This window comes from Ruegeria atlantica, from assembly GCF_013032455.1.
Classification (GTDB): Bacteria; Pseudomonadota; Alphaproteobacteria; order Rhodobacterales; family Rhodobacteraceae; genus Ruegeria; species Ruegeria atlantica_B.
In genome coordinates this window covers 314,375-339,586 of the sequence record NZ_WQCF01000001.1, presented here as the reverse complement: position 1 = coordinate 339,586, position 25,212 = coordinate 314,375, and the positions used below count along the sequence as shown (strand labels likewise).

The 25,212-nt window shown below is 55.4% G+C and carries 24 protein-coding genes; 12 read left to right on the top strand and 12 right to left on the bottom strand.

From position 1 onward, the window contains the following. Positions 1-7: 7 nt before the first annotated feature. Positions 8-874 carry an urea carboxylase-associated family protein gene (locus tag GOW93_RS01700; protein ID WP_170381336.1) on the top strand — a complete coding sequence of 289 codons (867 nt, stop codon included), beginning with the start codon at positions 8-10 and terminating at the stop codon, positions 872-874. Here the strand turns inward: GOW93_RS01700 and argE are convergent. Next, positions 871-2,067 carry an acetylornithine deacetylase gene (gene argE / locus GOW93_RS01695; protein ID WP_438826181.1) on the bottom strand — a complete coding sequence of 399 codons (1,197 nt, stop codon included), beginning with the start codon at positions 2,065-2,067 and terminating at the stop codon, positions 871-873. The genes GOW93_RS01700 and argE overlap by 4 nt on opposite strands. Continuing rightward, positions 2,025-3,209: a M24 family metallopeptidase gene (locus tag GOW93_RS01690; RefSeq protein WP_170381334.1), complete on the bottom strand. Its 1,185-nt coding sequence runs from the start codon at positions 3,207-3,209 to the stop codon at positions 2,025-2,027. The genes argE and GOW93_RS01690 overlap by 43 nt, the downstream gene beginning before the upstream one ends. Before the next feature lie 85 nt (positions 3,210-3,294). On the opposite strand from GOW93_RS01690, the gene GOW93_RS01685 reads away from it, so the two are divergent. The 10 genes from GOW93_RS01685 to GOW93_RS01640 all read left to right on the top strand — a co-directional run bounded on the left by GOW93_RS01685 (position 3,295) and on the right by GOW93_RS01640 (position 14,263). Further along, positions 3,295-4,338, top strand: a complete 1,044-nt coding sequence (locus tag GOW93_RS01685; RefSeq protein ID WP_170381333.1) for a pyridoxal-phosphate dependent enzyme — start codon at positions 3,295-3,297, stop codon at positions 4,336-4,338. Then, positions 4,335-5,480 (top strand): M24 family metallopeptidase, encoded by a 1,146-nt coding sequence (locus tag GOW93_RS01680; RefSeq protein ID WP_170381332.1) that lies wholly within the window; start codon positions 4,335-4,337, stop codon positions 5,478-5,480. The genes GOW93_RS01685 and GOW93_RS01680 overlap by 4 nt, the downstream gene beginning before the upstream one ends. A gap of 47 nt (positions 5,481-5,527) precedes the next feature. Then, positions 5,528-6,184, top strand: coding sequence for a maleate cis-trans isomerase family protein (locus GOW93_RS01675; protein WP_254443430.1), 657 nt, complete (start codon positions 5,528-5,530; stop codon positions 6,182-6,184). 147 nt (positions 6,185-6,331) lie between these two features. Further along, a complete protein-coding gene (locus GOW93_RS01670; protein WP_170381330.1) occupies positions 6,332-7,423 on the top strand; it encodes an ABC transporter ATP-binding protein in 1,092 nt (363 codons plus the stop codon). Between the two features lie 111 nt (positions 7,424-7,534). Further along, positions 7,535-8,632, top strand: a complete 1,098-nt coding sequence (locus GOW93_RS01665; protein WP_170381329.1) for an ABC transporter substrate-binding protein — start codon at positions 7,535-7,537, stop codon at positions 8,630-8,632. A gap of 70 nt (positions 8,633-8,702) precedes the next feature. After that, positions 8,703-9,977: an ABC transporter permease gene (locus GOW93_RS01660; protein ID WP_170381328.1), complete on the top strand. Its 1,275-nt coding sequence runs from the start codon at positions 8,703-8,705 to the stop codon at positions 9,975-9,977. A 5-nt stretch (positions 9,978-9,982) separates the two neighbouring features. Beyond that, the gene (locus tag GOW93_RS01655; RefSeq protein WP_170381327.1) at positions 9,983-11,194 is read left to right on the top strand and encodes an ABC transporter permease; all 1,212 of its coding nucleotides are present in this window, start codon (positions 9,983-9,985) and stop codon (positions 11,192-11,194) included. A gap of 161 nt (positions 11,195-11,355) precedes the next feature. Next, the gene (locus GOW93_RS01650; RefSeq protein ID WP_170381326.1) at positions 11,356-12,576 is read left to right on the top strand and encodes an aminopeptidase P family protein; all 1,221 of its coding nucleotides are present in this window, start codon (positions 11,356-11,358) and stop codon (positions 12,574-12,576) included. A gap of 263 nt (positions 12,577-12,839) precedes the next feature. Then, positions 12,840-13,208, top strand: coding sequence for a group I truncated hemoglobin (locus GOW93_RS01645; RefSeq protein WP_170381325.1), 369 nt, complete (start codon positions 12,840-12,842; stop codon positions 13,206-13,208). Further along, on the top strand, positions 13,205-14,263 hold the full coding sequence (locus tag GOW93_RS01640; RefSeq protein ID WP_170381324.1) for an adenylate/guanylate cyclase domain-containing protein: 1,059 nt from the start codon (positions 13,205-13,207) through the stop codon (positions 14,261-14,263). Before GOW93_RS01645 ends, GOW93_RS01640 begins: the two co-directional genes overlap by 4 nt. A gap of 3 nt (positions 14,264-14,266) precedes the next feature. Here GOW93_RS01640 and GOW93_RS01635 read toward each other — a convergent pair whose 3' ends face one another. The 10 genes from GOW93_RS01635 to guaA form a co-directional block, all read right to left on the bottom strand. Beyond that, positions 14,267-14,881 (bottom strand): TetR/AcrR family transcriptional regulator, encoded by a 615-nt coding sequence (locus GOW93_RS01635; protein WP_170381323.1) that lies wholly within the window; start codon positions 14,879-14,881, stop codon positions 14,267-14,269. Between the two features lie 79 nt (positions 14,882-14,960). After that, positions 14,961-15,830: a polyphosphate kinase 2 gene (ppk2, locus tag GOW93_RS01630; RefSeq protein WP_170381322.1), complete on the bottom strand. Its 870-nt coding sequence runs from the start codon at positions 15,828-15,830 to the stop codon at positions 14,961-14,963. Positions 15,831-15,879: 49 nt separating this feature from the next. Further along, positions 15,880-16,827: an alpha/beta fold hydrolase gene (locus tag GOW93_RS01625; RefSeq protein WP_170381321.1), complete on the bottom strand. Its 948-nt coding sequence runs from the start codon at positions 16,825-16,827 to the stop codon at positions 15,880-15,882. A gap of 7 nt (positions 16,828-16,834) precedes the next feature. Further along, complete coding sequence (gene metA, locus GOW93_RS01620; protein ID WP_170381320.1) at positions 16,835-17,773, bottom strand: homoserine O-acetyltransferase MetA; 939 nt, start codon at positions 17,771-17,773, stop codon at positions 16,835-16,837. 39 nt (positions 17,774-17,812) lie between these two features. Then, positions 17,813-18,685 carry an ATPase gene (locus GOW93_RS01615; protein ID WP_170381319.1) on the bottom strand — a complete coding sequence of 291 codons (873 nt, stop codon included), beginning with the start codon at positions 18,683-18,685 and terminating at the stop codon, positions 17,813-17,815. Positions 18,686-18,734: 49 nt separating this feature from the next. Then, positions 18,735-19,631, bottom strand: a complete 897-nt coding sequence (locus tag GOW93_RS01610; protein ID WP_170381318.1) for a DMT family transporter — start codon at positions 19,629-19,631, stop codon at positions 18,735-18,737. Between the two features lie 108 nt (positions 19,632-19,739). After that, positions 19,740-20,666 (bottom strand): hypothetical protein, encoded by a 927-nt coding sequence (locus GOW93_RS01605; protein ID WP_170381317.1) that lies wholly within the window; start codon positions 20,664-20,666, stop codon positions 19,740-19,742. 220 nt (positions 20,667-20,886) lie between these two features. After that, on the bottom strand, positions 20,887-22,011 hold the full coding sequence (locus tag GOW93_RS01600; RefSeq protein WP_170381316.1) for an OmpP1/FadL family transporter: 1,125 nt from the start codon (positions 22,009-22,011) through the stop codon (positions 20,887-20,889). A 122-nt stretch (positions 22,012-22,133) separates the two neighbouring features. After that, on the bottom strand, positions 22,134-23,036 hold the full coding sequence (locus tag GOW93_RS01595; RefSeq protein ID WP_170381315.1) for a DMT family transporter: 903 nt from the start codon (positions 23,034-23,036) through the stop codon (positions 22,134-22,136). A gap of 97 nt (positions 23,037-23,133) precedes the next feature. Then, positions 23,134-24,693, bottom strand: a complete 1,560-nt coding sequence (gene guaA / locus GOW93_RS01590; RefSeq protein WP_170381314.1) for a glutamine-hydrolyzing GMP synthase — start codon at positions 24,691-24,693, stop codon at positions 23,134-23,136. Positions 24,694-24,774: 81 nt separating this feature from the next. Between guaA and GOW93_RS01585 the strand changes: the two genes are divergently transcribed. Continuing rightward, positions 24,775-25,212 (top strand): GNAT family N-acetyltransferase, encoded by a 438-nt coding sequence (locus GOW93_RS01585; protein WP_170381313.1) that lies wholly within the window; start codon positions 24,775-24,777, stop codon positions 25,210-25,212.

Genomic DNA, 25,212 nt, shown 5'->3' with positions numbered 1-25,212 from the left:
AGCGTTCATGAAACTTGAAAACCCGAACTTCGCGGCACCCACGGATGCCGACGAACGCAAGGCTGTTGCACCGGTAATCTGCTACCCGCCCGAGACGTTGGTTCAACCAGACCTGAGCGCGCTGGCGAAGCTGCGGCAGGGCGCGAAGAAGACCGCCGAAGCCGTGGCCGCTCCGCGGGATGCCGCTTGCATAGATGTGCCTGCGGGGGCGTTCGTTCGGGTGGTGTCGGTGGATGGTCCGCAGGTTGGCGACCTGAACATGTGGAATAAACACGACCTGACCGAGCGGTTTTATTCTGGCAAAACCCGCGCTCTGCACGGCACACATCTGTCGACCGGAGATCGCATGTGGTCGAGCTTTCCCAACATGCGCCCGATGGCGACCGTCGTCGATGATACGCTGGATTGGTACGGGTTCGATGCCTTTGGGGGTTCAGTTCACGACGTGATTGGGACGCGCTGTGATCCCTATACCGGGCGGTTGTTGTCCGGCGATGACTATCACTATTGCTGCCATTCCAACCTGACCCGCGCGTTGGCCAGCCATTGCGATCTGCCGCTGCACGAGGCCGAGATGTTGGTACATGACGTGTTAAACGTCTTCATGTGCACTGGTTTCACCCGCAACACCGGTCAATATTTCATGAAGGCCAGCCCGGTGCGTCCGGGCGACTATCTTGAATTCTATGCCGAGATCGACCTGACCGTGGGTCTTTCTGCCTGTCCCGGTGGGGATTGTTCATCCGAGCATTCCTCGGACGTTGCCGCCTGTTATCCGCTGGTGATGGAGGTCTATGATCCGGGCGAGGACGCACGTGCCGCGCATGTTCAACCGTCGCGCTCGGCTTATGATCGCACACATGGGACTGGCTAAGCGATCAGGCGGCGGCCCAGACGGTTCAGCATCCGGCAGCACAGATCGAGCTGTTCGATCTCGACATATTCATCTGCTTTATGCGCTTGCGTGATCGAGCCTGGCCCGCAAACAATTGCGTGCACACCCAGCTGCTGGAACAGCCCGGCTTCGGTGGCGAAGGCAACGACGCCGGTTCCATTGGCCCCGGTCAGTTCGGCGACAAGCTCGCGCGCGGCGTTTTCGTCCATGGGTTCAAGCCCTTCGACTTCTGCCACTGCTTCTTGCGTGATGCTGGTCTCAGGGTGAACTGCCTGCATTTCGGGCAACAAGGTATGTTGCACGTAATCAGACAGGGTACTCCGGACCAACTCAGCATCGCTCGATTGAACCGGGCGCATTTCCCACGCAACTTCGGCCTTGCTTGCGATGACATTGTGGGCGACGCCGCCCGAGATGCGCCCGACATTGACCGTGGTCCAAGGCGGCTCAAACGGGCTGCCCTTTGGCGCGCGGGATTTCAGGATATGGCGTAATTCCAGCAGCTTGCCAATATAGCGCGCCGCGTATTCCGCAGCGTTAACACCATCGTCAGGGGCCGAGCTGTGCCCTTCGAGCCCCACGAAACTGGTGGTGTATTCGAAACAGCCCTTGTGTCCTTCGATCACCCGCATCTCGGTCGGCTCGCCGATGATGGCGATGTCCGGCACGATGCCGCGTTCGGACAGGTCGTTGACAAGGTTCTGCGCGCCCAGACAGCCGGTTTCCTCGTCATAGGTGAAGGCAAAATGCAGAGGTTGGGTTAGCTTGCTGATATCCAGTGTCTCGGCAAATGCCAACGCGGCGGCGATGAACCCCTTCATGTCGCAGGCGCCGCGCCCATAGAGGCGCCCATCCCGTTCAGTCATCTGAAACGGGTCTGTGGTCCAGTCCTGATCGGCCACGGGCACCACATCCGTGTGGCCGGACAGCAGGATGCCGCCGGGCATGTCCGGCCCCAGCGTAGCAAAGACATTCGCCTTGGCTCCGGTCGCATCTCGCGTTTCGATGCACCGCGCGCCCAGCGCCTCAAGCCGTTCGGTCAGATAACGGATGATTTCAAGGTTACTGTCGGCAGAGACTGTTTCAAAGGCGATCAGGTCTGCAAGGATTTCAGTGGTTTTGATTAGGGTCATGGCTTTACGAACAGCTTTCGGGGCCGGTTGCAAAAGCATTCTGCGGGTCCGGTTTCGGTGATCAGGATCGACTCGGTAATCTCGAGACCCCAGTCATCCATCCAGAGGCCGGGCATGAAATGGAAGGTCATGCCGGGTTCTAGAACGGTATCATCCTCGGGGCGCAGGGATATGGTGCGCTCTCCCCAATCGGGTGGATAGCTGAGACCCACCGGATAGCCGCAGCGCGCGCCGCGTTCGATCCCGGCGCGCTCCAGCGGCGCAGCCAGCGCCAATGCGATGTCGCGCGCCTGATTGCCCGCGCGGGCTGCGTCCAGTCCGGCTTCCAGCCCTTCGACCAATGCAGCTTCGGCCCGGCGCAGATAATCGGGTGGCTGACCCAGAAAGACCGACCGGCAGAACGGTGCGTGATAGCGGCGGTAGCAACCAGATAGCTCAAAGAACGTGCATTCACCGGATTTCAAAGGCGCACCATTCCATGTCAGATGCGGCGCGGCTGCATCCGTCCCCGAAGGGAGCAGAGGAACGATAGCTGCATAGTCGCCCCAGTCATCGCCCACGCCTGAAATCGCGTCATGGTAAATCTGCGCGACCAGTTCATTTTTCCGCAGGCCAGGTTCAATTCGTTCCAACGCGCCGTCCATCATATGCTCTGAGATACGGGCAGCCTTTTGCATCAGGGCGATTTCTTCATCGGATTTCACCGCCCGTTGCCAGTTCACCAGCGCATTTGCATCTACCAGTTCGGCCTGCGGTAGCTCTGCCAACAATGTCAGGTGGGCTTTGGCCGAGTAATAATAATTGTCCAGTTCAACGCCGATCCGGCGCGAAGCCAACCCGCAATCGCGGATCAGGGCTGCTAGGTCTTGCATTGGATGGCGGACGGTGGATTGCACGAAGTGGTCTGCATAACCGTGAATTCGGTCATCTGACATCCAAACTGTGCGCCTTGCACCGTTGGCATCCTGGTTTCGGCCCCACCAGATTGGGTCCCGGTCATGTAGAACCAAAACACCCTGATGAACGTAAAACGACCAGCCCTCATACCCGGTCAACCATGCCATGTTGGAGGGATCTTCGATAAACAGTGCGTCCAAATCAGCAGCGGCCATGGCGGCGCGTGTCTTGGCGAGCCGCCTGTCGTATTCGGATCGGCTGAAGGTCGGGTCGGTATGAGGCATGGCTGGTTCCTGTGGTGACCGAGATTTGTTGACAGAACTTGAGGAATACGATCACGTCAATGCGTAACTCAGGAAAGACGCTCACTTGAAGATAACATCCAACCCTCATCGCGGTGGCCAAAAGCTGATTGAGGCCGCGCCGTACCCTTCGACCGATGCAGGCCGTGTGGCCGATCTGTTAAATCAATGCCCTATTGCGGCTGAGACACCATTGCTGCCGGTCGATGGCTTGGCAGATGTCGCCGCGCTTTGGGTAAAGGATGAACGTGGCCGAATGAATCTTGGCTCGTTCAAGGCACTAGGGGCGGCCTATGTCATTGCGCGTCATGCAGCAGATATTTCCGAAAATCCGGACAGCGCGACTTTGTCAGGGCGCACTTATGTAACCGCCAGTGCGGGCAATCATGGGATGAGCGTCGCCGCAGGCGCGCGGATATTCGGTGCAGACGCGGTGGTCTATATCGCCGAAACCGTGCCCGAAAGCTTTGCCGACAGATTGCGGGCACAAAATGCGCAGGTTGTACGGTGCGGTACGGATTATGCAGCAAGCATGAAAGGTGCCGAGAATGCCGCGCAGGACAACGGATGGATATTGTTGTCGGACAGCTCGTGGGAAGGGTACTATGAGCTGCCGTATACACTGATGGAGGGGTATTTGCAGATGGCCGCTGAGGCCATTCGGCAATGCCCAGAAAAGCCAACCCATATCATGTTGCAGGCCGGTGTCGGCGGGCTGGCCGGTGCTGTCGCTGCCTATGTGCGCAAAATTTGGGGGGACGAGCCGCAGATCGTCGTGGTTGAACCGGACGCAGCACCTGCCTTGCAGGCGAGCATAGAGGCCGGAGCTTGCGTTTTTGCCGATGGCCCTGACAGCGTCATGGGGCGGCTCGATTGCAAAGAGCCGTCTCTGATTGCCCTAAATGGGCTAGCACGAGATGCTGACAGTTTCCTGACCCTGACAGATCCGCAAGTGACCAAGCACCTTTCCGCGATGGCGTCAGCAGGCATTGCCACAACTGCGTCCGGTGGGGCAGGCGTCGCGGCGGTTATGAATTCGGACGTGCGTAAGGCTCTGGGCATCGGTCCAGAATCCCGCGTTCTGTGTTTCCTTTCCGAGGTCGCGGAATGAGAGGTTTCGACACCTCCGAGTTCAAGTCTCGGCTCGACCGTGCGCAACGCCGTATGGGGCAAGCGGGGCTGTCCGCCTTATTGCTGACCACTGAACCCGAGATTCGCTATTTTACCGGCTATCTGACCCGGTTTTGGGAAAGCCCGACGCGCCCGTGGTTTCTGATTGTTCCGGCGACGGGAAAACCGATCGCAGTCATTCCCTCGATCGGATCAGCGCTGATGGCCCAAACCTGGGTCGATGACATCCGTACCTGGAGTGCCCCGGATTTGACTGACGATGGTGTCAGTCTGCTGGCTGAAACCCTGTGTGAAATCTGTCCTTCGGATGTGTTAATTGGTCTGCCTGATGGGCACGAGACTCATGTCCGCATGCCGTTGGCTGACCTTCAGCAGCTTCAAAAGCGCCTTGGAAACCGTCGGCTGGGAAGTGACGACGGTATTCTTCGCGCGCTTCGTATGGTCAAATCTCCAGCGGAAATCGCCAAAATCGAAACCGCCTGCGCCATTGCGGGGAGGGCCTTCCAGCGCGTCCCTGAGATTGCCACTGAAGGTGCGAATCTGGACGAGGTCTTTCGCCGATTTCAGATGTTGTGCCTTGAGGAAGGTGCCGACTGGGTTCCGTATCTTGCAGGAGGTGCAGAACAGGGCGGTTATACAGACGTCATTTCTCCGGCCCGCGCAACAGCGTTGAAACCGGGTGATGTGCTGATGCTGGACACTGGTCTGGTGTGGGATGGATATTTTTGTGATTATGATCGCAATTGGTCAGTCGGGCCCGCCAATGCCGAGGTCGGCGACGCCTACGCTACTCTTATCGAAGCATCAGACGCCGCTTTTGACGCTGCATGCCCGGGAAAGACGGCGGCAGACCTGTTTCACGTCATGAACACGATCCTGTCGCGTAACAGCGAAGACACAGGTGCGGGCCGATTGGGGCATGGGTTGGGGATGTCGCTGACTGAATGGCCGTCGTTGATCCCAACTGACCATACGGTTTTGGAAGAAGGAATGGTTCTGACGCTTGAGCCGGGCATCGCGGTCGGAGACAAGATACTCGTTCACGAAGAAAACATAGTCATCACCAAAAGAGGGGCACGTTTTATCAGCCCTCGCGTGGGAACGGAGTTGCCCCAGATATGAGTTATCTGCCTTATACGCTGGACGAAGATGATCCTGTCGCGTCGCCTATGGGCCTGATTGTGTTGCAGACAGACGAAACCATTGAACCCGAATTCAACGCCTATTTTGCCGACCTGAGATGCCCGATCTATGTCTCGCGCATTCCAAGCGGAACAGAGGTAACGACGGATACGCTGACAGAAATGGAAAAAGCCCTGCCTGCGGCTGCGGATTTGTTGCCCAAGATACGCCCATACAAGGTTGTCGGCTACGGGTGTACTTCGGCCAGTTCGGTTATCGGCTCAACACAGGTTGAGCGGATGGTTCAAAAGACGTGCCAAGCCGCAGTGGTCACGAACCCGTTGCGTGCGGCTTCCGCTTGTGCCGCGCATCTGGGGGTGTCGAAGTTTGCGCTGCTGTCGCCGTATATCGAGGAAGTGAATGAGCCGTTACGCCGGGCTTTTGCAGAAAACGGAGTGTCGATGGACGTTTTTGGCTCGTTCGGAGAGGCGGAAGAATCGAAAGTTGTGCGTATTTCTAAAAGTTCAATCGTTGAAGCAGCACTTAAACTTGGTGCTGATCCATTGGTTGAAGCTGTTTTTATAAGCTGCACTAATATAAGAACTTTTGATGCAATTCCCGAGATAAAAAAGCGCCTGAACAAGCCTGTTCTGTCAAGTAATCAAAGCCTTGCTTGGCACATGAGGAAGCTGAACCTCACCTAAAGGTGGGGGCCTTGTTTCAAAAATTGTCATCTAACCGACATATTTTGGTTGCGTGCTGCGCCTCGCGTGTCCTTAAATGGTGCCAATAGGTCGTTGAGATCCGGATAAACCGGACAAACAAAAGACCACAGGGAGCCAAGTCGGTATATGTCAAATGACGCAGCGTTCGTCGAGTTTCAGCGTGTCCAAAAGTCCTATGATGGCGAAGTACTCGTTGTAAAAGATTTAAACCTATCACTGCCCAAGGGTGAGTTTCTGACAATGCTGGGGCCGTCAGGTTCCGGTAAGACAACTTGTTTGATGATGCTGGCCGGCTTTGAAACCGCCACGCATGGTGAAATCATGTTGGACGGGCGTCCGATCAACAATATCCCACCGCATAAACGCGGAATTGGGATGGTGTTTCAAAACTACGCCCTTTTTCCGCATATGACTGTGGCCGAGAACCTCTCATTTCCGCTGGAAGTACGGAAGATGGGCAAGGATCAACGCGAAGAAAAGGTCAAGCGTGCGTTGGACATGGTGCAGATGGGCGCGTTTGGCAGCCGCCGTCCGGCCCAGCTCTCGGGTGGTCAGCAACAGCGGATCGCGCTGGCGCGGGCACTGGTGTTCGAACCCGAACTGGTTTTGATGGACGAACCGTTGGGCGCACTGGACAAACAACTGCGTGAACATATGCAGTTTGAAATCACCCGTCTGGCGCATGAGTTGGGGATTACCACGGTTTACGTAACCCACGACCAAACCGAAGCCCTGACAATGTCTGATCGGGTTGCCGTGTTCGATGATGGACGTATTCAGCAGTTGGCACCACCTGATCTGCTGTACGAAGAACCCGAAAACAGTTTTGTTGCGCAATTCATCGGTGAAAACAACACGCTGGAAGGCGTTGTTAAATCAATTGATGGGGATTCTTGTGTTGTGACGCTGGACGATGGGTCTGAGATCGACGCCAAGCCGGTCAACGTACACAACGCAGGTGAACGCACAAAGGTATCTATCCGTCCAGAGCGGGTCGAGTTCAACAAGGACCGGTTGCATGCTGATGCGCATACGCTGAAGGCAACGGTAAAAGAGTTCATTTACATGGGCGACGTGTTCCGTTTCCGCCTTTCTGTGGCGGGGAACGATGACTTTATCATCAAAACTCGGAACGCGCCGGATGCGGTCAAACTGCATCCAGGTCAGGAAGTCGAAATCGGCTGGCTGGCCCAAGACTGCCGGGCGCTGGACGCCTGAGCCATAGATTTCCCGTGCGGCCCGCCCGGGCACGCGGGACACTCAGATGATCGGGTTGCCCGTGATCCGGTCTCAAAATGCAAAAATAACGGGTTAAACAGGGAGTTAACTATGAAAGTGACTAAATCCACTCTGCTTGCCAGTGCAGTTGCTGCAATTGCTGGCGGTGCTATGGCCGAAGAGATGACGATTGTCTCTTGGGGCGGTGCATATTCTAAGTCGCAGCTTAAAGCGTATCACGAGCCCTATACTGAACTGACAGGCGTCACCATTCTGAATGACGACAGTTCACCAGAAGGTGTCGCCAAGCTGCGGGCCATGAACGAAGCGGGCAACGTCACATGGGACGTTGTTGATCTTGAAGCGGCTGACAATATCCGTGCGTGTGACGAAGGTCTGATCATTGAAATTGACCCAGACGTGCATCTGGCCCCTGCGCCTGATGGTACACCGGCGTCTGAGGATTTTGGTGATCAGCTGGTCTCGCCTTGCTACATTCCGACGATTGTGTACTCGACGACCTTCGGTTATCGCACCGATATGGTGCCCGAAGGTGTTGAGCCTCCGACCGGAGCATGTGATGTTTTCGACCTTGAGAAGTATCCAGGCAAACGCGCGCTCAACAAACGCCCAATCGCCAATATGGAATGGGCGCTTCTTTGTGATGGCGTAGCTTACGAAGACGTATACGACACTCTTGAAACGGAAGAGGGTGTTGAACGTGCGCTGGCCAAGCTGGATACGATCAAGGACCAGACGATCTGGTGGTCGGCTGCCGCCGAGCCGGTTCAGCTTTTGGCTGATGGCGAGATCTTTATGGGATCCACTTACAATGGACGTCTGTTCTCTATGATCGTCGAGCAAAATCAGCCTGTTGGCATGGCTTGGGACTGGCAGATGTTTGATCTGGACGGCTGGGCAATCCCGGCTGGTCTGAGCCCAGAGCGCGAGGCCCGGGCGTTGGATTACATCCGGTTCTCGTCCGATACACAACGGCTGGCGGATCAGGCAAAATATATCTCGTATGGTCCGGCACGAAAATCTTCGGCGCCTCTCGTCGATAAGCACGCCGATCTGGGAATCGACATGGCACCACACATGCCGACCGATCCGCGCAACGCGAAGAACACCTTCGTGAACAACTACGAATGGTGGGCTGACTACCGCGATGACCTGGACGCGCAGTTCCAGGCATGGTTGTCGCAGTAACCGTTTGAGTTCCAAAATCAGTCAAGGGGCAGTCCGCTGCCCCTTGATCCAATAAAACCAAGGGGCACAGATGACTGACGCAAGCCAAAACGCAGGACCGATGCTGGCCGCGGATGGAACACCGCTCAAGCAATCTCTGGCACGTTCACTACGACGGCAAAAGTTGCGCGCTCTGTTACTGATTGCGCCCCTTCTTCTGTTCGTCCTGTTCTCGTTCATTATTCCGATTGCGTCGATGCTGTTCCGTTCGGTTGAAAACGGCATCGTGGAAAAGACGCTGCCCCTGACGGTCGTGGCGCTGGAGACCTGGGATGAAAAAAGCGGCGAATTGCCGGACGAGGCCGTTTACGACGCCTTTGTCCGCGACATGATCGTTGCAGTATCCGAAAAGAAGCACACCCGGCTGGGATCGCGGTTGAACTACGAAGAGCCGGGGATCTCGTCACTGTTTCGTAAAACCGGTCGCAAGATCAGGAAGTGGGACCCCGAAGCGGATGCGCCGTTTAAGGAAAAACTTATTGATGCAGAAAAAGGGTGGGGAGACGTCGAAAACTGGCGTGTGATCAAGACCCATTCCCGCAACGTGACCCCCGGTTATTTCCTTGCCGCAGTTGACTTGAGGCTCACGCCTGATGGTGTAGCCGCGCAACCGGAAGAAAAGCAGATCCTTGTAAAGCTGTTCGGCCGGACATTGTTCATGTCGCTAATCATAACCGGGTCCTGTATCCTGCTGGCCTATCCTGTTTCATATCTGTTGGCGACCTTGCCGATGCGGGTTTCGAACCTGTTGATGATCCTGGTGCTGTTGCCATTCTGGACATCGCTTCTGGTGCGAACATCAGCTTGGAAAGTGATGCTGCAACAACAAGGTGTTATCAACGAAACGCTGGTTTGGCTTGGGTTGGTCGCGGATGATGCCCGGCTTGTGATCATCAACAATCAGATCGGTACGATCGTTGCGATGACGCATATCCTGCTGCCATTCATGATCCTGCCGATGTATTCGGTGATGCAGACGATCCCGCAATCCTATACCCGCGCGGCCAAGTCGATGGGGGCGACCAACTGGACAACCTTCTGGCGGATCTACTTTCCGCAATCTATCCCCGGTATCGGGGCGGGGTCGATCCTCGTGTTCATTCTGGCCATTGGCTACTACATCACGCCTGAAATCGTGGGCGGCACCAAAGGTGTCTTCATCTCGAACCGGATTGCGTACCACATCTCGTCCTCGCTGAACTGGGGACTGGCTGCGGCGTTGGGGACGATCCTGCTGGCGGTCGTTATGCTTCTGTACTGGTGCTACGACAAGATCGTAGGCATCGATAACGTGAAATTGGGATAAATATCATGGCAGCACTTACACCAATATCCCGAAAGCCGTTGTCGATGGTTCTGCCCACCGTCGCCGCCGCCGGAGGTTTCCTTGGCATGTTTGTCGGGGCTGGGCAGGGCAGTGCCTTGCTGGGCATCGTGATAGGTGCTGCGCTGATGGCGGCGTTGGCCTGGGTCTATATCACGGTGCTTGATAATGAAGGCGTCGCGCGCTGGATCACCATTCTGGGCTTGGGAGCGGTCGGTTTTTTCTTTGCCGGGTTCACGGGCCTGATCGTGGGCTTGCTGTCCGGTTGGTTCTTTGCGTTCTTCATCTTCTGGCTATACGAAGGGCGCTACCGCCAAAAACTCTTGCCGTACCTGACAGGTAGCCAGGTGTTTGAGCACTATCTGTTCCGAGTGATTTGCGGAGCGATCTTCGTGTTCCTGATCACTCCGATCCTTGTGGTGCTGCCGCTGTCCTTCAACGCGCAGGACTTCTTTACCTTCACACCCGAGATGCTGCGGCTGGACCCCGAAGGCTATTCGCTGAAGCACTACCGTGACTTCTTTACCAACAATGAATGGCAGCGAAGCTTCAAGAACTCATTGATCATCGCCCCGATTGCGACCGTTATCTCGGTTTCGCTGGGAACATTGGCCGCTATCGGGCTTAGCCAGTCCCACGTGCCGGGGCGTCGGGCAATTATGGGAATTCTCATCTCGCCGATGATTGTGCCGCTGATCATTTCCGCCACCGGTATGTTCTTTTTCTACAGTGATATCGGGCGCTTCCTTGAAGGAACCTTGGGCATGGACAAGAACTTTGTGGGCTATATCAAAGTTGTCCTTGCCCACGCGGTTCTGGGGATTCCGTTTGTGATCATCACGGTGACGGCAACGCTGGTCGGGTTTGACCAGTCGCTGACGCGGGCTGCGGCGAATATGGGGGCAGGGCCAGTGCGGACCTTCTTCAAGATTCAGATGCCGCTTATCCTGCCGGGGGTGATCTCGGGCGGGCTGTTTGCCTTTATCACCTCTTTTGACGAGGTGGTGGTGGTTCTGTTCGTTGGCTCGGCCAGCCAGAAGACGCTGCCATGGCAGATGTTCACTGGCCTGCGGGAACAGATCAGCCCGACTATTCTGGCAGTTGCGACAATCCTTGTTGTGATCTCAATCGCGCTGCTGACGACGGTCGAACTGCTGCGGCGTCGGTCTGAGCGCCTGCGGGGTCTCAGCCCGTCTTGACGCGACTCGAAAGCTGATTTAGCGATTTCACCATGCACCCCGGTCACGATGGCGTCGTGACGTAGCTTGGGGTGCATGGCTCTCGGTTCCCGAGGCCGCTTGTCCTGAACGCCGGGGCTTGTGGCCGGGCGATGCCTGTCCGGCATTAAGGAGAGACCGAAATGACTGACCTAAACAATCGCCCTGAATTCTTTACCAGCCACAATGGCGACAAAGCGCCTTTGCCGTTCAGCAAGGCGGAATACACGCGGCGTTTGGCCAGCCTGCGTGCAACCATGGCAGCGCGGGATATTCCGGCTGTGTTGCTTACGTCGATGCACAACATCGCCTATTACTCAGGCTTTCTGTACTGCTCATTTGGCCGCCCGTATGGGTGTGTTGTGACGCAGGATGCCTGCACAACCGTTTCTGCCAATATCGACGCAGGTCAGCCTTGGCGGCGTTCGGTCGAAGAGAACGTCATCTACACCGACTGGAAGCGGAACAATTACTGGCGCGCGGTTTCCAACCTGATTGGCTCGGCTGGACGGCTGGGGATCGAAGGCGATCACATGACACTGGCGATGCGTGACACCGCGCTGGATATGCTGGGTGGGCCGGAATTGGTGGATATCGCGCCGGACACGATGGCCGCGCGCATGGTGAAATCTGCGGAAGAGATCGAGCTGATCAAGGGTGGAGCACGGACCGCCGATGTGGGTGGCGCGGCCATTCACGCCGCGATCCGTGAGGGCGCGACCGAGATCGAAATCGCGATGGCCGGTCGTGATGCGATGGAGGCAGAAATTGCGCGTGCCTACCCAGACGCCGAATATCGCGACACTTGGGTCTGGTTTCAGTCTGGCCTAAACACTGACGGCGCACATAACCCGGTCACCAAAAGGGCGCTGCTGAAGGGCGATATCCTGTCGCTGAATACGTTCCCCATGATCTCGGGTTATTACACCGCACTGGAGCGCACCTTGTTTCTCGGTGAACCCGACGCAGAAAGCCTGCGCATCTGGAAGGCGAACGTCGCAGCGCATGAGTTGGGTTTGAGCCTGATTAAGCCCGGCGCGACGTGCTCTGGCATTTGTGAGGAAATCAATCGGTTCTTCGCTGATGAGGGGCTGCTGCAATACCGCTCGTTCGGCTATGGTCATTCGTTTGGCATTCTCAGTCACTATTACGGGCGTGAGGCCGGGCTGGAACTGCGCGAAGATATTGACACGGTTCTGGAGCCCGGCATGGTCGTCTCAATTGAGCCGATGCTGTGGATTCCGGAAGGTCAAAAGGGCGCCGGCGGCTATCGCGAGCATGATATTCTGGTGGTCAAAGAAGACGGTGCAGAAAACATCACAGGCTTCCCCTATGGACCTGAGCACAACACGATCAGCGCCTGATCTTTTCGGCAGGAGGGGTGACCACCCCTCCTGCCGCGACTGCGAAAGGCAGTTAGGAAGTGCCTTCTACAAACTGGCACTTGTCGTCGGGCGCATTTGTTCTTAGTTCCATGCGCTTACAACCTAACTCTTTGGTACGTTTACTTCACTTTGGAAGGGCTCCCTTGGCCCGAGTCCTGCTAAACTGCTTATAAGCGTTAACAAAACTGTCAGTTTGATATAAGCTCGCAGTGTTATTTGTTGTTAAAGCTTGGGTGCGCGGTGTGGGTCAGACAATTTACGAAAGATATGGTGGATTCAAAACGATAAGCCGGATCGTAATGACTTTCTACGAAATGGCTTTGGATTCCGATCAAATCGGTGGCCATTTTGAAGACATCGATATGCCGCGCCTGATCGACCATCAGACCAAATTTGTCTCTTCTCTAGTCGGTGGGCCAGCGTCTTTCAGTGATGAAAGGATTGAGGCTGTGCACCGCCATCTGAATATCTCACATGCCGATTTCGACGAGATGGCGGAACTGTTCGCTGAGGCATTGTCAATGCACGGGATGGAGGATGGTCACATAAAGATTGCCATGCAAGCTATTGAATCAAAGCGAGCAATCATTGTTACCCGAGACGTGGCATGAGTATTCTTGCGATAAATGAACAATTGCTGCGTGCGATCGGTGTCGGCGTGGCGGTTGTGCGGGCTTCGGACTTGACCTTCGTTTTCCACAACGGGCCTTTTGCGGAGTGGTTTGGTACTCCGACTGAAGGTCAGACGTTGTTGGATATTCTCCCCTCGCTGGACGCTCGCGAATTAGACGATGTCAAACATTCGGGGCTTAGGTATTCAGTTGAACTACAAATTAAACCGAAACGCAGAACGTTGATATTTGCTACGGCGGTATCGCTGGCGAACGGATTGACCGAACAGGTTCTGGTTGTTGAATGCCAGAACATCACCCGCATCCGTGAGCTTGAAAGTATGATCGACAGCTACTCGACCATGGTCGAGCGCAATACGCGAGAGTTGGAGCGTGAAAAAGAACGTGTCGAGCGATTACTGCTGAATCTAATGCCGCGGGCCGTCTACGAAGAGTTCAAAAGCTTTGGCGTGGTCACACCACAGCTCTATGATCAGGTATCGGTGGTGATGCTGGATTTTGTTGGGTTCACCGATTTTGCGGCAAAAACCGACCCAACCGTCACGCTGAGTGAATTGAACGACATTTTCACGGCTTTTGACCGCATTGTCGAACAATTCGGCTGCGAGCGGATCAAGACCATTGGCGATGCCTACTTGGCGGTGTCTGGTATGCCTGACCCAACACCGGATCACGCGACTGCGGTTGCCCATTGTGCGGTTCGCTTTCTGCGGTATCTGGAGCGACGCAACGAAAGCCATCCACACAAATGGCAGGCTAGGATAGGGTTGGGCACAGGAGCAGCGGTTGGATCTGTGGTTGGAATACAGAAATACGTTTATGATGTGTTTGGCCCGGCGGTGAACATCGCTTCACGCTTGCAAGTATTTGCTAACCCAATGAAAATCGTTGCACCGGAAGAGATGAAATATGCTCTGATCGATGAGTTTCAGGTCTCTGATCTTGGGCGAGTGGAAATCAAAGGCATGGGCGAGATGGAGCTTATCAATGTTACATCGGGTCTGAGCGCCCCGCAGCCCGTGTCCAGATTTTGAATATCAGTCGTCTTGTGGAACCAAACCCAACCCCCGCAGATAAATGCCGATACCGGTCTCGAGCAAATCCTCTGGTGGAAATGGCGAGCTTGCGCCGGTATTTCTAGCAAAAAGCTCAACAACGCCGTGGCTCATCGCCCAGATATGGGCACTGAACATCGAAGCGGGTGGGCGCTTCTCGGGTGGGATATGTTGTGACAAATCGGCTGCGGCTTTCTCCAGCACACCCTTTGCGCGGCTGGCGGCCAGCGCCAATTCGGGTGTTCGGTTAACGGAGATGCCGCTTTCGAACATGGCGATGTAATGGCCTGGGTGCTTGCGGGCAAAGGCGAGATAGGCGCGGCCCGTTGCTTCGAACGCAGCCAAGGCCGAGGGCTGACCCTTGTCATAGGCGTATTGCATTAGGTCTGCGAACATCTCGAACCCCTGGCGCGCGGCCTCGGCGATCAGGTCTTCGCGCCCATGGTAATGCCGGTAGACGGCGGCAGGGGTAACACCTGCGGTTTTTGCAGCTTCGGACAGGGTAAAACCAGTCGGGCCTTTTTTCTCGATCAAAGACAGGGCTGCTTCGATCAGAGCTTGTTTCAGGTTCCCATGGTGATACCCGCGTTTCGTCATTCCTGTTTCAGTTGCCTTTTTTGTTTAAGTGTTCAGAATTCATGACATAATTCGCGCTGTGGTATTCGTCCACCGCTGATCATGATTCCCAGATATCCGGCCCGCCGCAGATATTTGGATCGTTGGGGCCAATCGCATTCTCGTCCTTTTCGTCATAGTCGAGCGCATGCAGAACCGTGCGAATGGCGGCTAGGCGCGCTCGTTTCTTGTCATCTGACCGCACAATCGTCCATGGACAGTGTTCCGAGTGGCTGCGGGTCAGGGTTTCCGAGATCGACTGGCTATATTCGTCCCATTTGCTCAGGCCTGCCACGTCGATTGGGCTAAGTTTCCAATGTTTTAACGGGTCACCTTCACGCGCTATAAACCGTTTCAACTGTTCCGCCCGCCCGACGTTGAGCCAGAATTTGAAAAGTTTGATCCCATCGTTGACCAGACCGGTCTCGAGCGGCAGAACCTGCCGGAAAAACCGCTCACGTTGCTCGGCAGTGCAGAATCCGAATACGTTTTCGACAACGCCACGATTGTACCAACTCCGGTCAAAGAACACGATCTCGCCCGCGGCTGGAAGATGCGGGATGTACCTTTGAAAGTACCACTGGCTGCGCTCAATATCCGAGGGTTTGCTGAGGGCCACGTTACGCGCACCGCGAGGGTTAAGGTTTTCACGGAAACGTTTGATCGTGCCGCCTTTTCCCGCCGCGTCTCGACCTTCGAAAATAAGAGCGATGCGCTGATCGGTTTCCTTGATCCAAGACTGCAGCTTGACCAGCTCTATCTGCAGCTTTTCCATCTCTTTTTCATAGTCCTTACGTTTCATGCGTTCTTCGTAAGGGTATGTTGGGTTCAGAATGTCGTCCTTACCCGACTTCTTGATGGCCGAACGCACCTCTTCCGGGGCGTCATTCCTGAAGTACTTTTCGATGGAACCTTTTTCGGTGCGGGCCATAGGTTACCTCGTCATAAAATCCATAACTTACTATGGATTAGCCGTGGGATTAACGCAAACCCGCTCGCTCCGCCGCACGTATAATGGCGGCAGAGACCTCAGGGGCGGCCACAACTTGCGGCATGTGCCCAATTCCGGGCAGTTCGATCAGTTCGGCACCGGGGATTTGTTCGACCAGCCGGTGGGAATGCCAGCCCAAGCCCACAGTGTCGTCATCGGTGCCGTGAACGATCTCAGTCGGAACGGTGATCTCTGCATAGTGCGGCTGCAACGCGCGAACCTCTTCCAGCAGGTTTGCGCGTTGCTTGGCATTGGCGTGCATCGAGCTTCTTCGAATGGTCAGACCCGGACCGAAGTGATCGGCATAACCTTCGGGCGCGGTCTGAGGCGCAAACACCCGGTCCAGCGCCTTTTCAACATACCATTCGGGAACAAACGCAGTGACCAAGGGCAGGGCTGCGACCTTGCCCGCCGAGGTCGCAGCCATCTTGTTGAACCCGTCCAGAGGTGTCTCCCACGGGATCGCAGCAGCGGCGATCAGAACCAGGCCAGAGATATTGTCAGGCCGCGTTACAGCCCAGGCAAGCGAGACAGACCCGCCATAACTTTGCCCAGCTACGATGGGTTTTTCAGCGCCCAGTTTTTTGGCGGCTTTTTGCAGGATATCTGCTTGTTCTTCAATAGTTTCCCCATCGGGGTTGAAGCTACCACTATAGCCTAGGCCGGGGCGGTCGAACACGATCACTCGGAAATTCTTGGCCAGGATCGGGGCCAGCGCAAAGGTCATGTCACGCGTATTCCCGCTGGATCCATGGATCAGAACAACGTCAGGTCCTTCGCCCATCACGACCGCATGCACCGGAATGCCATTGACGTCGATGATCAGGCCTTCGGGGGGAAAGGCAGCCTCGGCGCGGGCCTCATTTCGACCAGCGCGCCAGATGGCGATGGCCCAGAGCAAAACCAGAAGGGTTAAAGCTATGAGGCCGACGCGCATCACCAGCTCAGGCCCTCAGGTCGGTTTTTTCCACACCGATCCGGCTGATGTCATAGGGCGTGGTGCCATATATTTCGCTGATCCAGTTTCCATAGAGCAGATGCGCATGGCTGCGCCAACGGTTCTGTGGCGTTTGGGTCGGATCGTCGTCCGGATAGTAGTTCATCGGTACGTTAATCGGCGTACCATTGGCTACGTCTCGGTCATATTCCTGCTTCAGCGTATCGCTGTCATATTCGAAATGGTTGAAAATATAGAGCGCACGGTGCGCCGTATCTTCGACCAGACAGGGGCCGACATCCTCACTGCCCAGCAGAGTCACCAGACCGTCTGCGGCATCAATCTCAGCCTGTTTCATTTCGGTCCACCGGCTTACCGGGATGACACAATCATCCGAGAATCCACGCAGAAACGGCGAGGCCGGGTCCAGATTCACGTGACGAAAGCAGCCGAAAGCCTTGGCATCCAGGATGTGTTTCTTAACGCCATGAAAATGATTGATCATAGCCATTCCGCCCCAGCACACGCCAAACGTTGAATGTACGTTTGTCTGCGTCCATTCGAAGACTTCGCGCATTTCGTTCCAATAGGTAACGGCGTCGAATTCCAAATGCTCGATTGGCGCCCCTGTTATGATCAGGCCGTCAAACTTTTCGTCCTTCACCTCCTGAAAGGGACGATAGAACTCAGCCATATGTTCAGCAGCAGTGTTCTTGGTGCGATGTTCCGTCATGCGGATCAGTGACAGGTCGATCTGCAGCGGAGTCGCTCCGATCAAGCGCGCAAATTGGTTTTCGGTCTGAATCTTCTTGGGCATCAAGTTCAGCAAACCAATCCGCAGGGGGCGGATGTCCTGACGCATTGCCTGATCCTCGGCCATGACCGAGACGCCCTCTTTCGAGAGAACGTCAAATGCCGGCAGGTCGGAAGGAATCTTGATTGGCATCAGGTGCAAGCCTTTGGAGTTACAGTGTAGAGGCGGTAATTAAGCGCGCTTGGCGCTGGTCTCAAGGGTGCGTTCGATCAACTCATCGAAATCCCCAGCATCACGGACGTTGTGCATGTCATCCGCGATTACGGTGACTCCCCAGTTGTCCGCCATCGCTTGATAGCGCGGCTGACGGTGTGCAAGAGCCTGCGCATAGGTCCAGCGGATAAAGGCGTTGGGGTCTACATCCTCGGCCCGGCAGGCATTCTGGGTTAGGTAGTCGTCCCAAACACGGGTAAGGAATTCCGGCTGATAGGACATCGGCTTGGGGGCTTTGTCGAACCGACGGACCAGTTCGGCAGTGTGGTCCTCATCCCCTTTGATCCAGATCATCAGCGTCCGACTGGACAGTTCGGACAATACGTGGTCGTTCGGATCGTTCGGATCGACCCATTCGCAGATCGAACCGCCGGTATCGCAGATGAAATGCGGGTACTGATACAGGTGTTGCGCGCGATCAATGAAATACTCGGTGTCCAGAAGGGCATGAATTTCAGCCTGGCGGAATTGTTCCTGCCGGCGGCGGTACTCTGACAGCTCAAGGCCGCCCAAAGCCGGGTTTCCGGGTTTGCCCAGATAGGAGGCAACGGGGGTCAGATTCTCGAACGAGATGTTTGACCCGATAAAGATCGAGTCAGACAGTAGTAGATCGCGCAGAAATGGGACTTTCATCGCTTCGGCCTTGGCGTTATCGGCGATGTATTCACCCATGTAGCGGGTGCCAATGCGGTAATCGATAGAATAGTGAAACCAGTCACCCGAGTCGCGCAAAACGTTAGACACATAGGTCTTGCCCAGCCCCGACATGCCGAAGAACAGCACCTTTTTTCGCGCCGCATCGCGCCAGTCTTTTGCCGAGCCGTAGATCATCGTCCGCCATCCCTTTTTCCGACCTAGCTAAATCGGGCAGAGGTCCGCGTCAATCGCGTGTACCCGCGCGGTTAAGGATCAACAGCCCCAGCGCGAGGATTGCAAAGCCCAGATAAGCTTGTGGGGGCAGGGTTTCATCTCGCAATACCGCACCCAGTACGATGGCAACAGGAGGAATGACCAAGGTGACTAGCAATAGGTTTCCCGCACCGGCCATGGCAAGAACCCGGTAGTACAGCAGATACGCTCCGGCTGTGGCGATCAGTGCGTAATAGCCGATTGCGGCCCATGTGATCATGGGCAAGTCCAACTGGGGTACACCATCGACCAGAAGTGTGATTGGCAGGATTTGCACGGTCGATGCCGTCAACATACCGGCGGCGGCGACAACGGGTGGCATGTCGGAGAATTTCACACGCGCCCAAGCTCCGGCCAACGCGTAAGAAATCGCACCGGCGATAATGGCCAGTTGAGCCGCGCTCTGTAGGTTGAATGTGGTGAAGTTCTTGATCCCAATGGCGATGGCGACGCCGAGAAACCCTAGTCCAACCCCTGCTGCGCGTAGAGGTGTCAGGCGTTCATCCTTGAACAAAATCGCGGCGGTGATAACGCCGAATATGGCCGTCATTGCGTTCAAGATCGAGGTCAGGCCGGTTTCTATGTAGAGCTGCCCCCAGGCCATTAAGGAAAATGGGACTGCGTTGTTTAACAGGCCCATGATTCCGAACGCGAGCCACATACGGGGACTGGTCGGCACACGAAGCCCTTGAATCCAAACCACCAGCCAAAGCACCAGCATTGCCCAAAATACGCGGTGGAATACTGAGGTCATTACAGGGACCGTATCCAGAGCTATCCGGATCGACACGAACGAAGCGCCCCAGATCAAGCCCAGCAAAAGAAGCTCGGCCCATGCTTTTGGGGAAAGATGTTTTTGTTTTGCCATACCTCGTTCTCGCAACTTGGATAAATCCATTCGACCCGGAACTTGCGCAAAGAGAAACCCCGCCCAAAGGGGCGGGGTCTTAAGCCGTTCTTATAAAGTGCCCGAGCTTCAGAAGGCAGTATCTGTCAACGTTGTCAGAGCATTGTGACGCGGTGCCATGGCTGCACGCGCAACACTGTTGAGAGGTGTAGCCGCGCTGCGGTCCCCAAGGGGGAAAGTCAGGCCAACGCGGATTGTGTCGATATCACCGCTGGTACCGGCAACATCAATGTCGGTTCTGGCCAATTCCAAGGAAAATTGAGCTGGAATTGGGCTGATCTCAAGCAGGTTATAGTCAACGCCTACGCCGAATGTGGTGAGGTCCGTGTCAAGATCGCTGAACGATTGATGGACGAGGCCAGCATAGGTGCCCCAGCCACTGGCGAACTGATAGTAACCACCCAGACCAATACTGTACAAATCAAGGTCTGCACCGCTTCCGGATATTTCGCTGCGTACGTAATGCCCGCCGAATGCCGCACTATCCGATAGCTGATACCGAAACAGAGCGCCGATATCGGTCCAGTCAGCACCGCCAGGCAAGCTGGGAGATGTAGTACTCTCACCGATCCATGCCTCGATCCCGACGCCTTCGGCGACGTAGCCGCCAGAAATACCATAAGAAGTTATGTCGGTTGACAGGTCGAAGCCCAGCCCCGTGTCCAGTTCGGTATCTGCATAGTCAAGGTAACCGCCCAGAACTCCGCCACTGTTGAACTGATAGTTCAATGTGGTTCCCAGATCCCAAACTGTCACGTCGCTGGACACGTCATCCGGGACGACATAGTAATACTTGGCGTCCAAACCCCAGTGTAGACCGTTGTCAAAGCTCAGAGCTCCGGTTGCGTCGCCTGTGAAAGTGCTGAAGTCACCGCCGCCGTCGGAAATGGACGAGTGTCCGTATCCCAAAGTCGCCGCCCCGCGAAAATCCTGGGCGCTGGCAACACCCGCTGTCATGGAAATGATTGCTACGATTGAAATTTTGCTCGTTTTCAACAGAGTCGTTCCTCGTTACATATTTGGTTGTTCGGCTCCCATATATGCACAAGCCCTGAGTCGACAGGCGAAATGTCAAAGTGAGATATTTTGTCCAAAGAATCCCGTTAGATGTGGCGCAAACGCAATGCACCGTATCTGGTGATGGGAGTGTAATCGACGCACAAAGAAAAACCCCGCCAAAAAGGCGGGGTTATAGCGTCAGGGCTGTGACGTTAGTTTAGTTCAAAGCATATGTAATCTGGAAGCCGACGCTCCAAGCCGAGTTGCCCGAAAACTCGCCACCTGTCGTGGTTGTCGCGTCACCAATATCTGTATAGCGCACACCGCCGGAAATTTTTGCTTTCTCAATGGTGTAGGTGCCACCGACACCAATGTTCCAGAAGCCGTCAGTCGGGCCAAGGTTCGAAACTTCGGAACCTGTTGACGTTTCATATCCCGCTGAGATTGCCCCCGCAAACTCGTCGGTGAACTGGTAGCCCAAGCCCAACGTGTAGGTAAACGTGTCGTCCGCATAATCAACAAGGTTATCGTCAACAATACCGACATAAATTGGCGGAGCCAGAACAGTCTGCGGCCAGTCAACCCAGCGGATCGAACCGAACAGCAATGTTTTAGGAGCGACACCGGTCTGGAAGTCCAGGTTCACCGACTGAGGCGTCTCAACTTCGGTTTCGGTATCCGCCGTTACAAGCGCGGCCGGTATCGGCGGTACTTGGTTTAGGGATTCTGTAGAGTCGAAATCGTGCGTGATTTTCGAGTTGTAGGTCAGCGCCACACGCGCCGCGATTTCGGGCTTTTCCCAAGCGACACCTACAACGTAGCCGAAGTCTATCTCAGAGCCAGATTCAAACTCGTAGCCTGCAACCACCGGTACTGCGACATTCGCCTTGGCCCTTTGAGCACGGATGCCGCCAATGGCGCTAAACCCATTGTCGAACTTGTAGCGAAGGAGGGCTGTGATTGCGTCTGTTTCAGCTTCGGCACGCAAGACGTCGCTGCGACCGCCAAATGCGGCCGTGGGGTTTAGCGACAATGGATAGTCGGAGGGATATTCGACATCTGCGCCGAATGGCTCATCATAGATCAGCGCGATATCCAGCCTGTCTGAGACAGAATATTTAAATGCCAGGTGCGGAGTGAAGAAATCCTTGGCTACGTTGCCAGAATCTACACCGTCCTGACTGCCGCTCACATCCGGATCAGTATAGCCGAGGCGGAATTGTACAACTGATCCCTCTTCAAACAGGATGTTGACGCCTTGTCCACTGCGATCCAGGCCGCCTGCATACGCACCGGTTGCCCCAACGCTCAGAGCGCACGCCTGCAATAGCGCTTTTTTCATTGTGTCCTCCCTAAAGGTATTTTCAGGCCAGATCCGATTTCGAGTGGAGTTGATAGACCCGCCTTGTGGTGCTCGATACTTTCTTAACCCTAGTTTAACCGTCAACTGGTGACGGTGCGTTACTACTGTCCAGTGTGGCGGGTATCTGTTGCCAAACTGTTACGTTTTTCGGTGTTTACGTTCAGAAAGATGCCGAAAAAAATCACGACGGCCCCCAAAAGGGTCCAGTGATCCAAGGGTTCGTGGTACAGAATCATCCCAATCACGGCGATTGTGGGCAGGCGGACAAAGTCAAACGGCACAACCACGGTCGCAGGGGCAATGGCCAGCGCGTTGGTGATGCAGTAATGCGCCAGCAAGCCGGCCAAACCTACAAGTAATAGGAAAGGGACAGTAGCTGCCGTCGGTAAGGCAATATGGCCGTCAATCCCTGCTGCTAGAAACCCCAAGATTGCCTGCATAACTGTCAGCCAAAACATGATGCAACCGATGCTTGCCAAACGGGTCAGAGATTTGGTGGAAATCGTTGTAAACGCAAAGAATACCGCTGACATTGCCGCAGTAAGAATACCAGTGCTCAGGGGGGCAGCACCTGGGCGGGTGATTATCAGAACTCCAACGAACCCAATCATGGCCGAAAGGGCACGCACAGGGGTCAGCCTCTCTTTCAGCAGCAACGGAGACAGGAGAATAACCCAGATCGGTTGGGTGAATTCCAGCGCGAAAACCTGTGCCAATGGGATAACTGAGACAGCATAAAACCAAAGGTTCTGACCGGTGAAATGCATCAGGTTTCGGATGCCGTGTAGACCGAGCCGGTATGTCGAGACCTGATTCCACTTATTTGTCAGTGTCAGAACCAATGACACAATGCAGATGCCGACGAGGCTGCGGTAAAACATGATCTCGAACGTATCATGGGTGACGCTCAGTTCGCGGCCAGCAATCGCCATGGACGAGAATGAGGCAATGGCGCCTGTCATCCAAAGCGCGGCCTTGCCGATCTGTGGTTTACTGCTGTCCATGCCTTTGCCTGCGGGAATCACGGATTTCCTTATGAAAACCTATGGGTTTCTGGCAGGACTTAAACAAAAAAAGCCGGGGTGAAGCCCGGCTTTCTTGTCATTCCCACTCGATCGTTCCCGGAGGTTTCGAGGTAATGTCATAAGTGCATCGGTTGATGCCTTTGACCTCGTTGATAATCCGTGTGGCCGTTTCTCCGAGGAATTCATGGCTGAACGGATAATAATCTGCAGTCATACCGTCTACTGACGTCACGGCACGAAGGGCGCAGGCGTAGTCGTATGTGCGACCATCACCCATTACGCCAACCGTGCGGACGGGTAGAATCGCCACAAATGCCTGCCAGATGTCGTCATAGAGGCCGTGTTTGCGAATCTGGTCGATATAGATCGCATCCGCTTCGCGCAGGATTTCCAGTTTCTCGCGGGTAATTTCGCCGGGGCATCGGATCGCTAGACCCGGGCCGGGGAAGGGGTGACGGCCGATAAAGCTTTGCGGCAGGCCAAGTTCGCGGCCCAGAGCGCGAACCTCGTCCTTGAACAGTTCACGCAGGGGTTCAACCAGTTTGAGACCCATCTTTTCCGGAAGACCGCCCACATTGTGGTGCGATTTGATAGTGACCGAAGGCCCACCTGAAAACGAGACAGACTCGATTACGTCAGGATACAGCGTGCCCTGAGCCAGGAACTCGGCCCCTTCGATGGTGTCCGCGTGTTTCTGGAATACGTCGATGAACAGTTTACCAATGATCTTGCGTTTGGTTTCGGGGTCGGACTGGCCGTCCAGTTCACCCAGGAACAATTCGCTTTCATCTGCGTGGATCAGTTGAATGTTGTAATTGTCGCGGAACATGCCAACGACTTCTTCGGCTTCGTTCTTGCGCAACAGCCCATGGTCAACGAACACACAGGTCAACTGGTCGCCGATCGCCTCGTGGATCAGGATCGCCGCGACCGAGCTGTCGACACCGCCGGACAGGCCGCAAATGACCTTCTTGTCACCGACCTGTTCGCGAATCTTACGGATCATCTCGTCGCGATAAGCGCCCATGGTCCAATCGCCCTCGAACCCGGCCAGTTTCACGAAGTTCTCGTACAGCTTCGCACCCTTGGGTGTATGGTGCACCTCGGGGTGGAATTGTACGGCATAGAAGTGACGGCTGGTGTCGGCAGTGATCGCAAAGGGCGCGTTGGGCGAGGTTCCGAAAACCTCAAAACCCGGTGCGATTTCGCTGACGTGGTCGCCGTGGCTCATCCAGACCTGTTCATCACCTTCAGCGAACCAGTCGTCCAAAATGCCCAGTTGGCTTTTCGGAGTAACAAATGCGCGCCCAAACTCGGCGGTGCCATGGCCGCTTTCAACCTTGCCGCCCAGTTGTTGCATCATCACTTGCTGACCATAGCAGATGCCAAGGATCGGCACGCCATAATCAAAAATCTCTTGCGGTGCGCGGGGGGATCCCTCGCGCGTAACGCTGTCCGGTCCACCCGAGAAGATCACGGCTTTGGGCGCCATCTCGCGCACAAAGTCCATCGTGACCTTTTGGTAGGGGTGGATTTCGCAATAGACATTCAACTCGCGCAGGCGGCGTGCGATCAGCTGCGTCACCTGGCTGCCGAAGTCTATGATCAGAAGGCGGTCATGGGATGTCTGGCTCATGACTGGCTCTTAGGTCGCGCGGCGGTTATGTGCAAGCGTTATGAGGACGTTTTCGAGCAGATGCAGAGGGAGATGCTAGCAATGGCGGATATTCGTTTCACGGATGCAACGCAGGATGACGTCAAAGCAGTCACTGACTGCATCCGGGCGGCATATTCTAAAGCCCGCGAGACTATTGATGATCTGCCAGATGTAACGGGCGGGTTGGCGCAGGATATTGCGGATCACCGCGTGATTCTGGCCCTCGGCAATGACGAACTTGTCGGGGTGATCATCTTTGCACAACAAGGTGACGTGATGAAGGTTATCAACCTGGCTGTATCACCGGCGGCACAGGGGCAGGGGGTTGCCGGTAAGTTGCTATCACGCGCCGAGATCGACGCCCGCGACGCTGGCTGCACCCACATGGAACTGCGCACCCATCGGCTGATGCAGGATACGCGGGCGATTTACGCGCATCTAGGGTGGGTTGAAACTGAATTGGCAGGAAACTCGGTTGCGATGCGCAAAGACCTCTGA

What these genes read in the sequence shown, in the direction of transcription:
- GOW93_RS01700 (WP_170381336.1), top strand. Translation starts at nt 8, where the DNA reads ATGAAACTTGAAAACCCGAACTTCGCGGCACCCACGGATGCCGACGAA.
- argE (WP_438826181.1), bottom strand. Translation starts at nt 2,067, where the DNA reads ATGCTTTTGCAACCGGCCCCGAAAGCTGTTCGTAAAGCCATGACCCTA.
- GOW93_RS01690 (WP_170381334.1), bottom strand. Translation starts at nt 3,209, where the DNA reads ATGCCTCATACCGACCCGACCTTCAGCCGATCCGAATACGACAGGCGG.
- GOW93_RS01680 (WP_170381332.1), top strand. Translation starts at nt 4,335, where the DNA reads ATGAGAGGTTTCGACACCTCCGAGTTCAAGTCTCGGCTCGACCGTGCG.
- GOW93_RS01675 (WP_254443430.1), top strand. Translation starts at nt 5,528, where the DNA reads ATGGGCCTGATTGTGTTGCAGACAGACGAAACCATTGAACCCGAATTC.
- GOW93_RS01670 (WP_170381330.1), top strand. Translation starts at nt 6,332, where the DNA reads ATGTCAAATGACGCAGCGTTCGTCGAGTTTCAGCGTGTCCAAAAGTCC.
- GOW93_RS01665 (WP_170381329.1), top strand. Translation starts at nt 7,535, where the DNA reads ATGAAAGTGACTAAATCCACTCTGCTTGCCAGTGCAGTTGCTGCAATT.
- GOW93_RS01660 (WP_170381328.1), top strand. Translation starts at nt 8,703, where the DNA reads ATGACTGACGCAAGCCAAAACGCAGGACCGATGCTGGCCGCGGATGGA.
- GOW93_RS01655 (WP_170381327.1), top strand. Translation starts at nt 9,983, where the DNA reads ATGGCAGCACTTACACCAATATCCCGAAAGCCGTTGTCGATGGTTCTG.
- GOW93_RS01650 (WP_170381326.1), top strand. Translation starts at nt 11,356, where the DNA reads ATGACTGACCTAAACAATCGCCCTGAATTCTTTACCAGCCACAATGGC.
- GOW93_RS01640 (WP_170381324.1), top strand. Translation starts at nt 13,205, where the DNA reads ATGAGTATTCTTGCGATAAATGAACAATTGCTGCGTGCGATCGGTGTC.
- GOW93_RS01635 (WP_170381323.1), bottom strand. Translation starts at nt 14,881, where the DNA reads ATGACGAAACGCGGGTATCACCATGGGAACCTGAAACAAGCTCTGATC.
- ppk2 (WP_170381322.1), bottom strand. Translation starts at nt 15,830, where the DNA reads ATGGCCCGCACCGAAAAAGGTTCCATCGAAAAGTACTTCAGGAATGAC.
- GOW93_RS01625 (WP_170381321.1), bottom strand. Translation starts at nt 16,827, where the DNA reads ATGCGCGTCGGCCTCATAGCTTTAACCCTTCTGGTTTTGCTCTGGGCC.
- metA (WP_170381320.1), bottom strand. Translation starts at nt 17,773, where the DNA reads ATGCCAATCAAGATTCCTTCCGACCTGCCGGCATTTGACGTTCTCTCG.
- GOW93_RS01615 (WP_170381319.1), bottom strand. Translation starts at nt 18,685, where the DNA reads ATGATCTACGGCTCGGCAAAAGACTGGCGCGATGCGGCGCGAAAAAAG.
- GOW93_RS01610 (WP_170381318.1), bottom strand. Translation starts at nt 19,631, where the DNA reads ATGGCAAAACAAAAACATCTTTCCCCAAAAGCATGGGCCGAGCTTCTT.
- GOW93_RS01600 (WP_170381316.1), bottom strand. Translation starts at nt 22,011, where the DNA reads ATGAAAAAAGCGCTATTGCAGGCGTGCGCTCTGAGCGTTGGGGCAACC.
- GOW93_RS01595 (WP_170381315.1), bottom strand. Translation starts at nt 23,036, where the DNA reads ATGGACAGCAGTAAACCACAGATCGGCAAGGCCGCGCTTTGGATGACA.
- guaA (WP_170381314.1), bottom strand. Translation starts at nt 24,693, where the DNA reads ATGAGCCAGACATCCCATGACCGCCTTCTGATCATAGACTTCGGCAGC.
- GOW93_RS01585 (WP_170381313.1), top strand. Translation starts at nt 24,775, where the DNA reads ATGGCGGATATTCGTTTCACGGATGCAACGCAGGATGACGTCAAAGCA.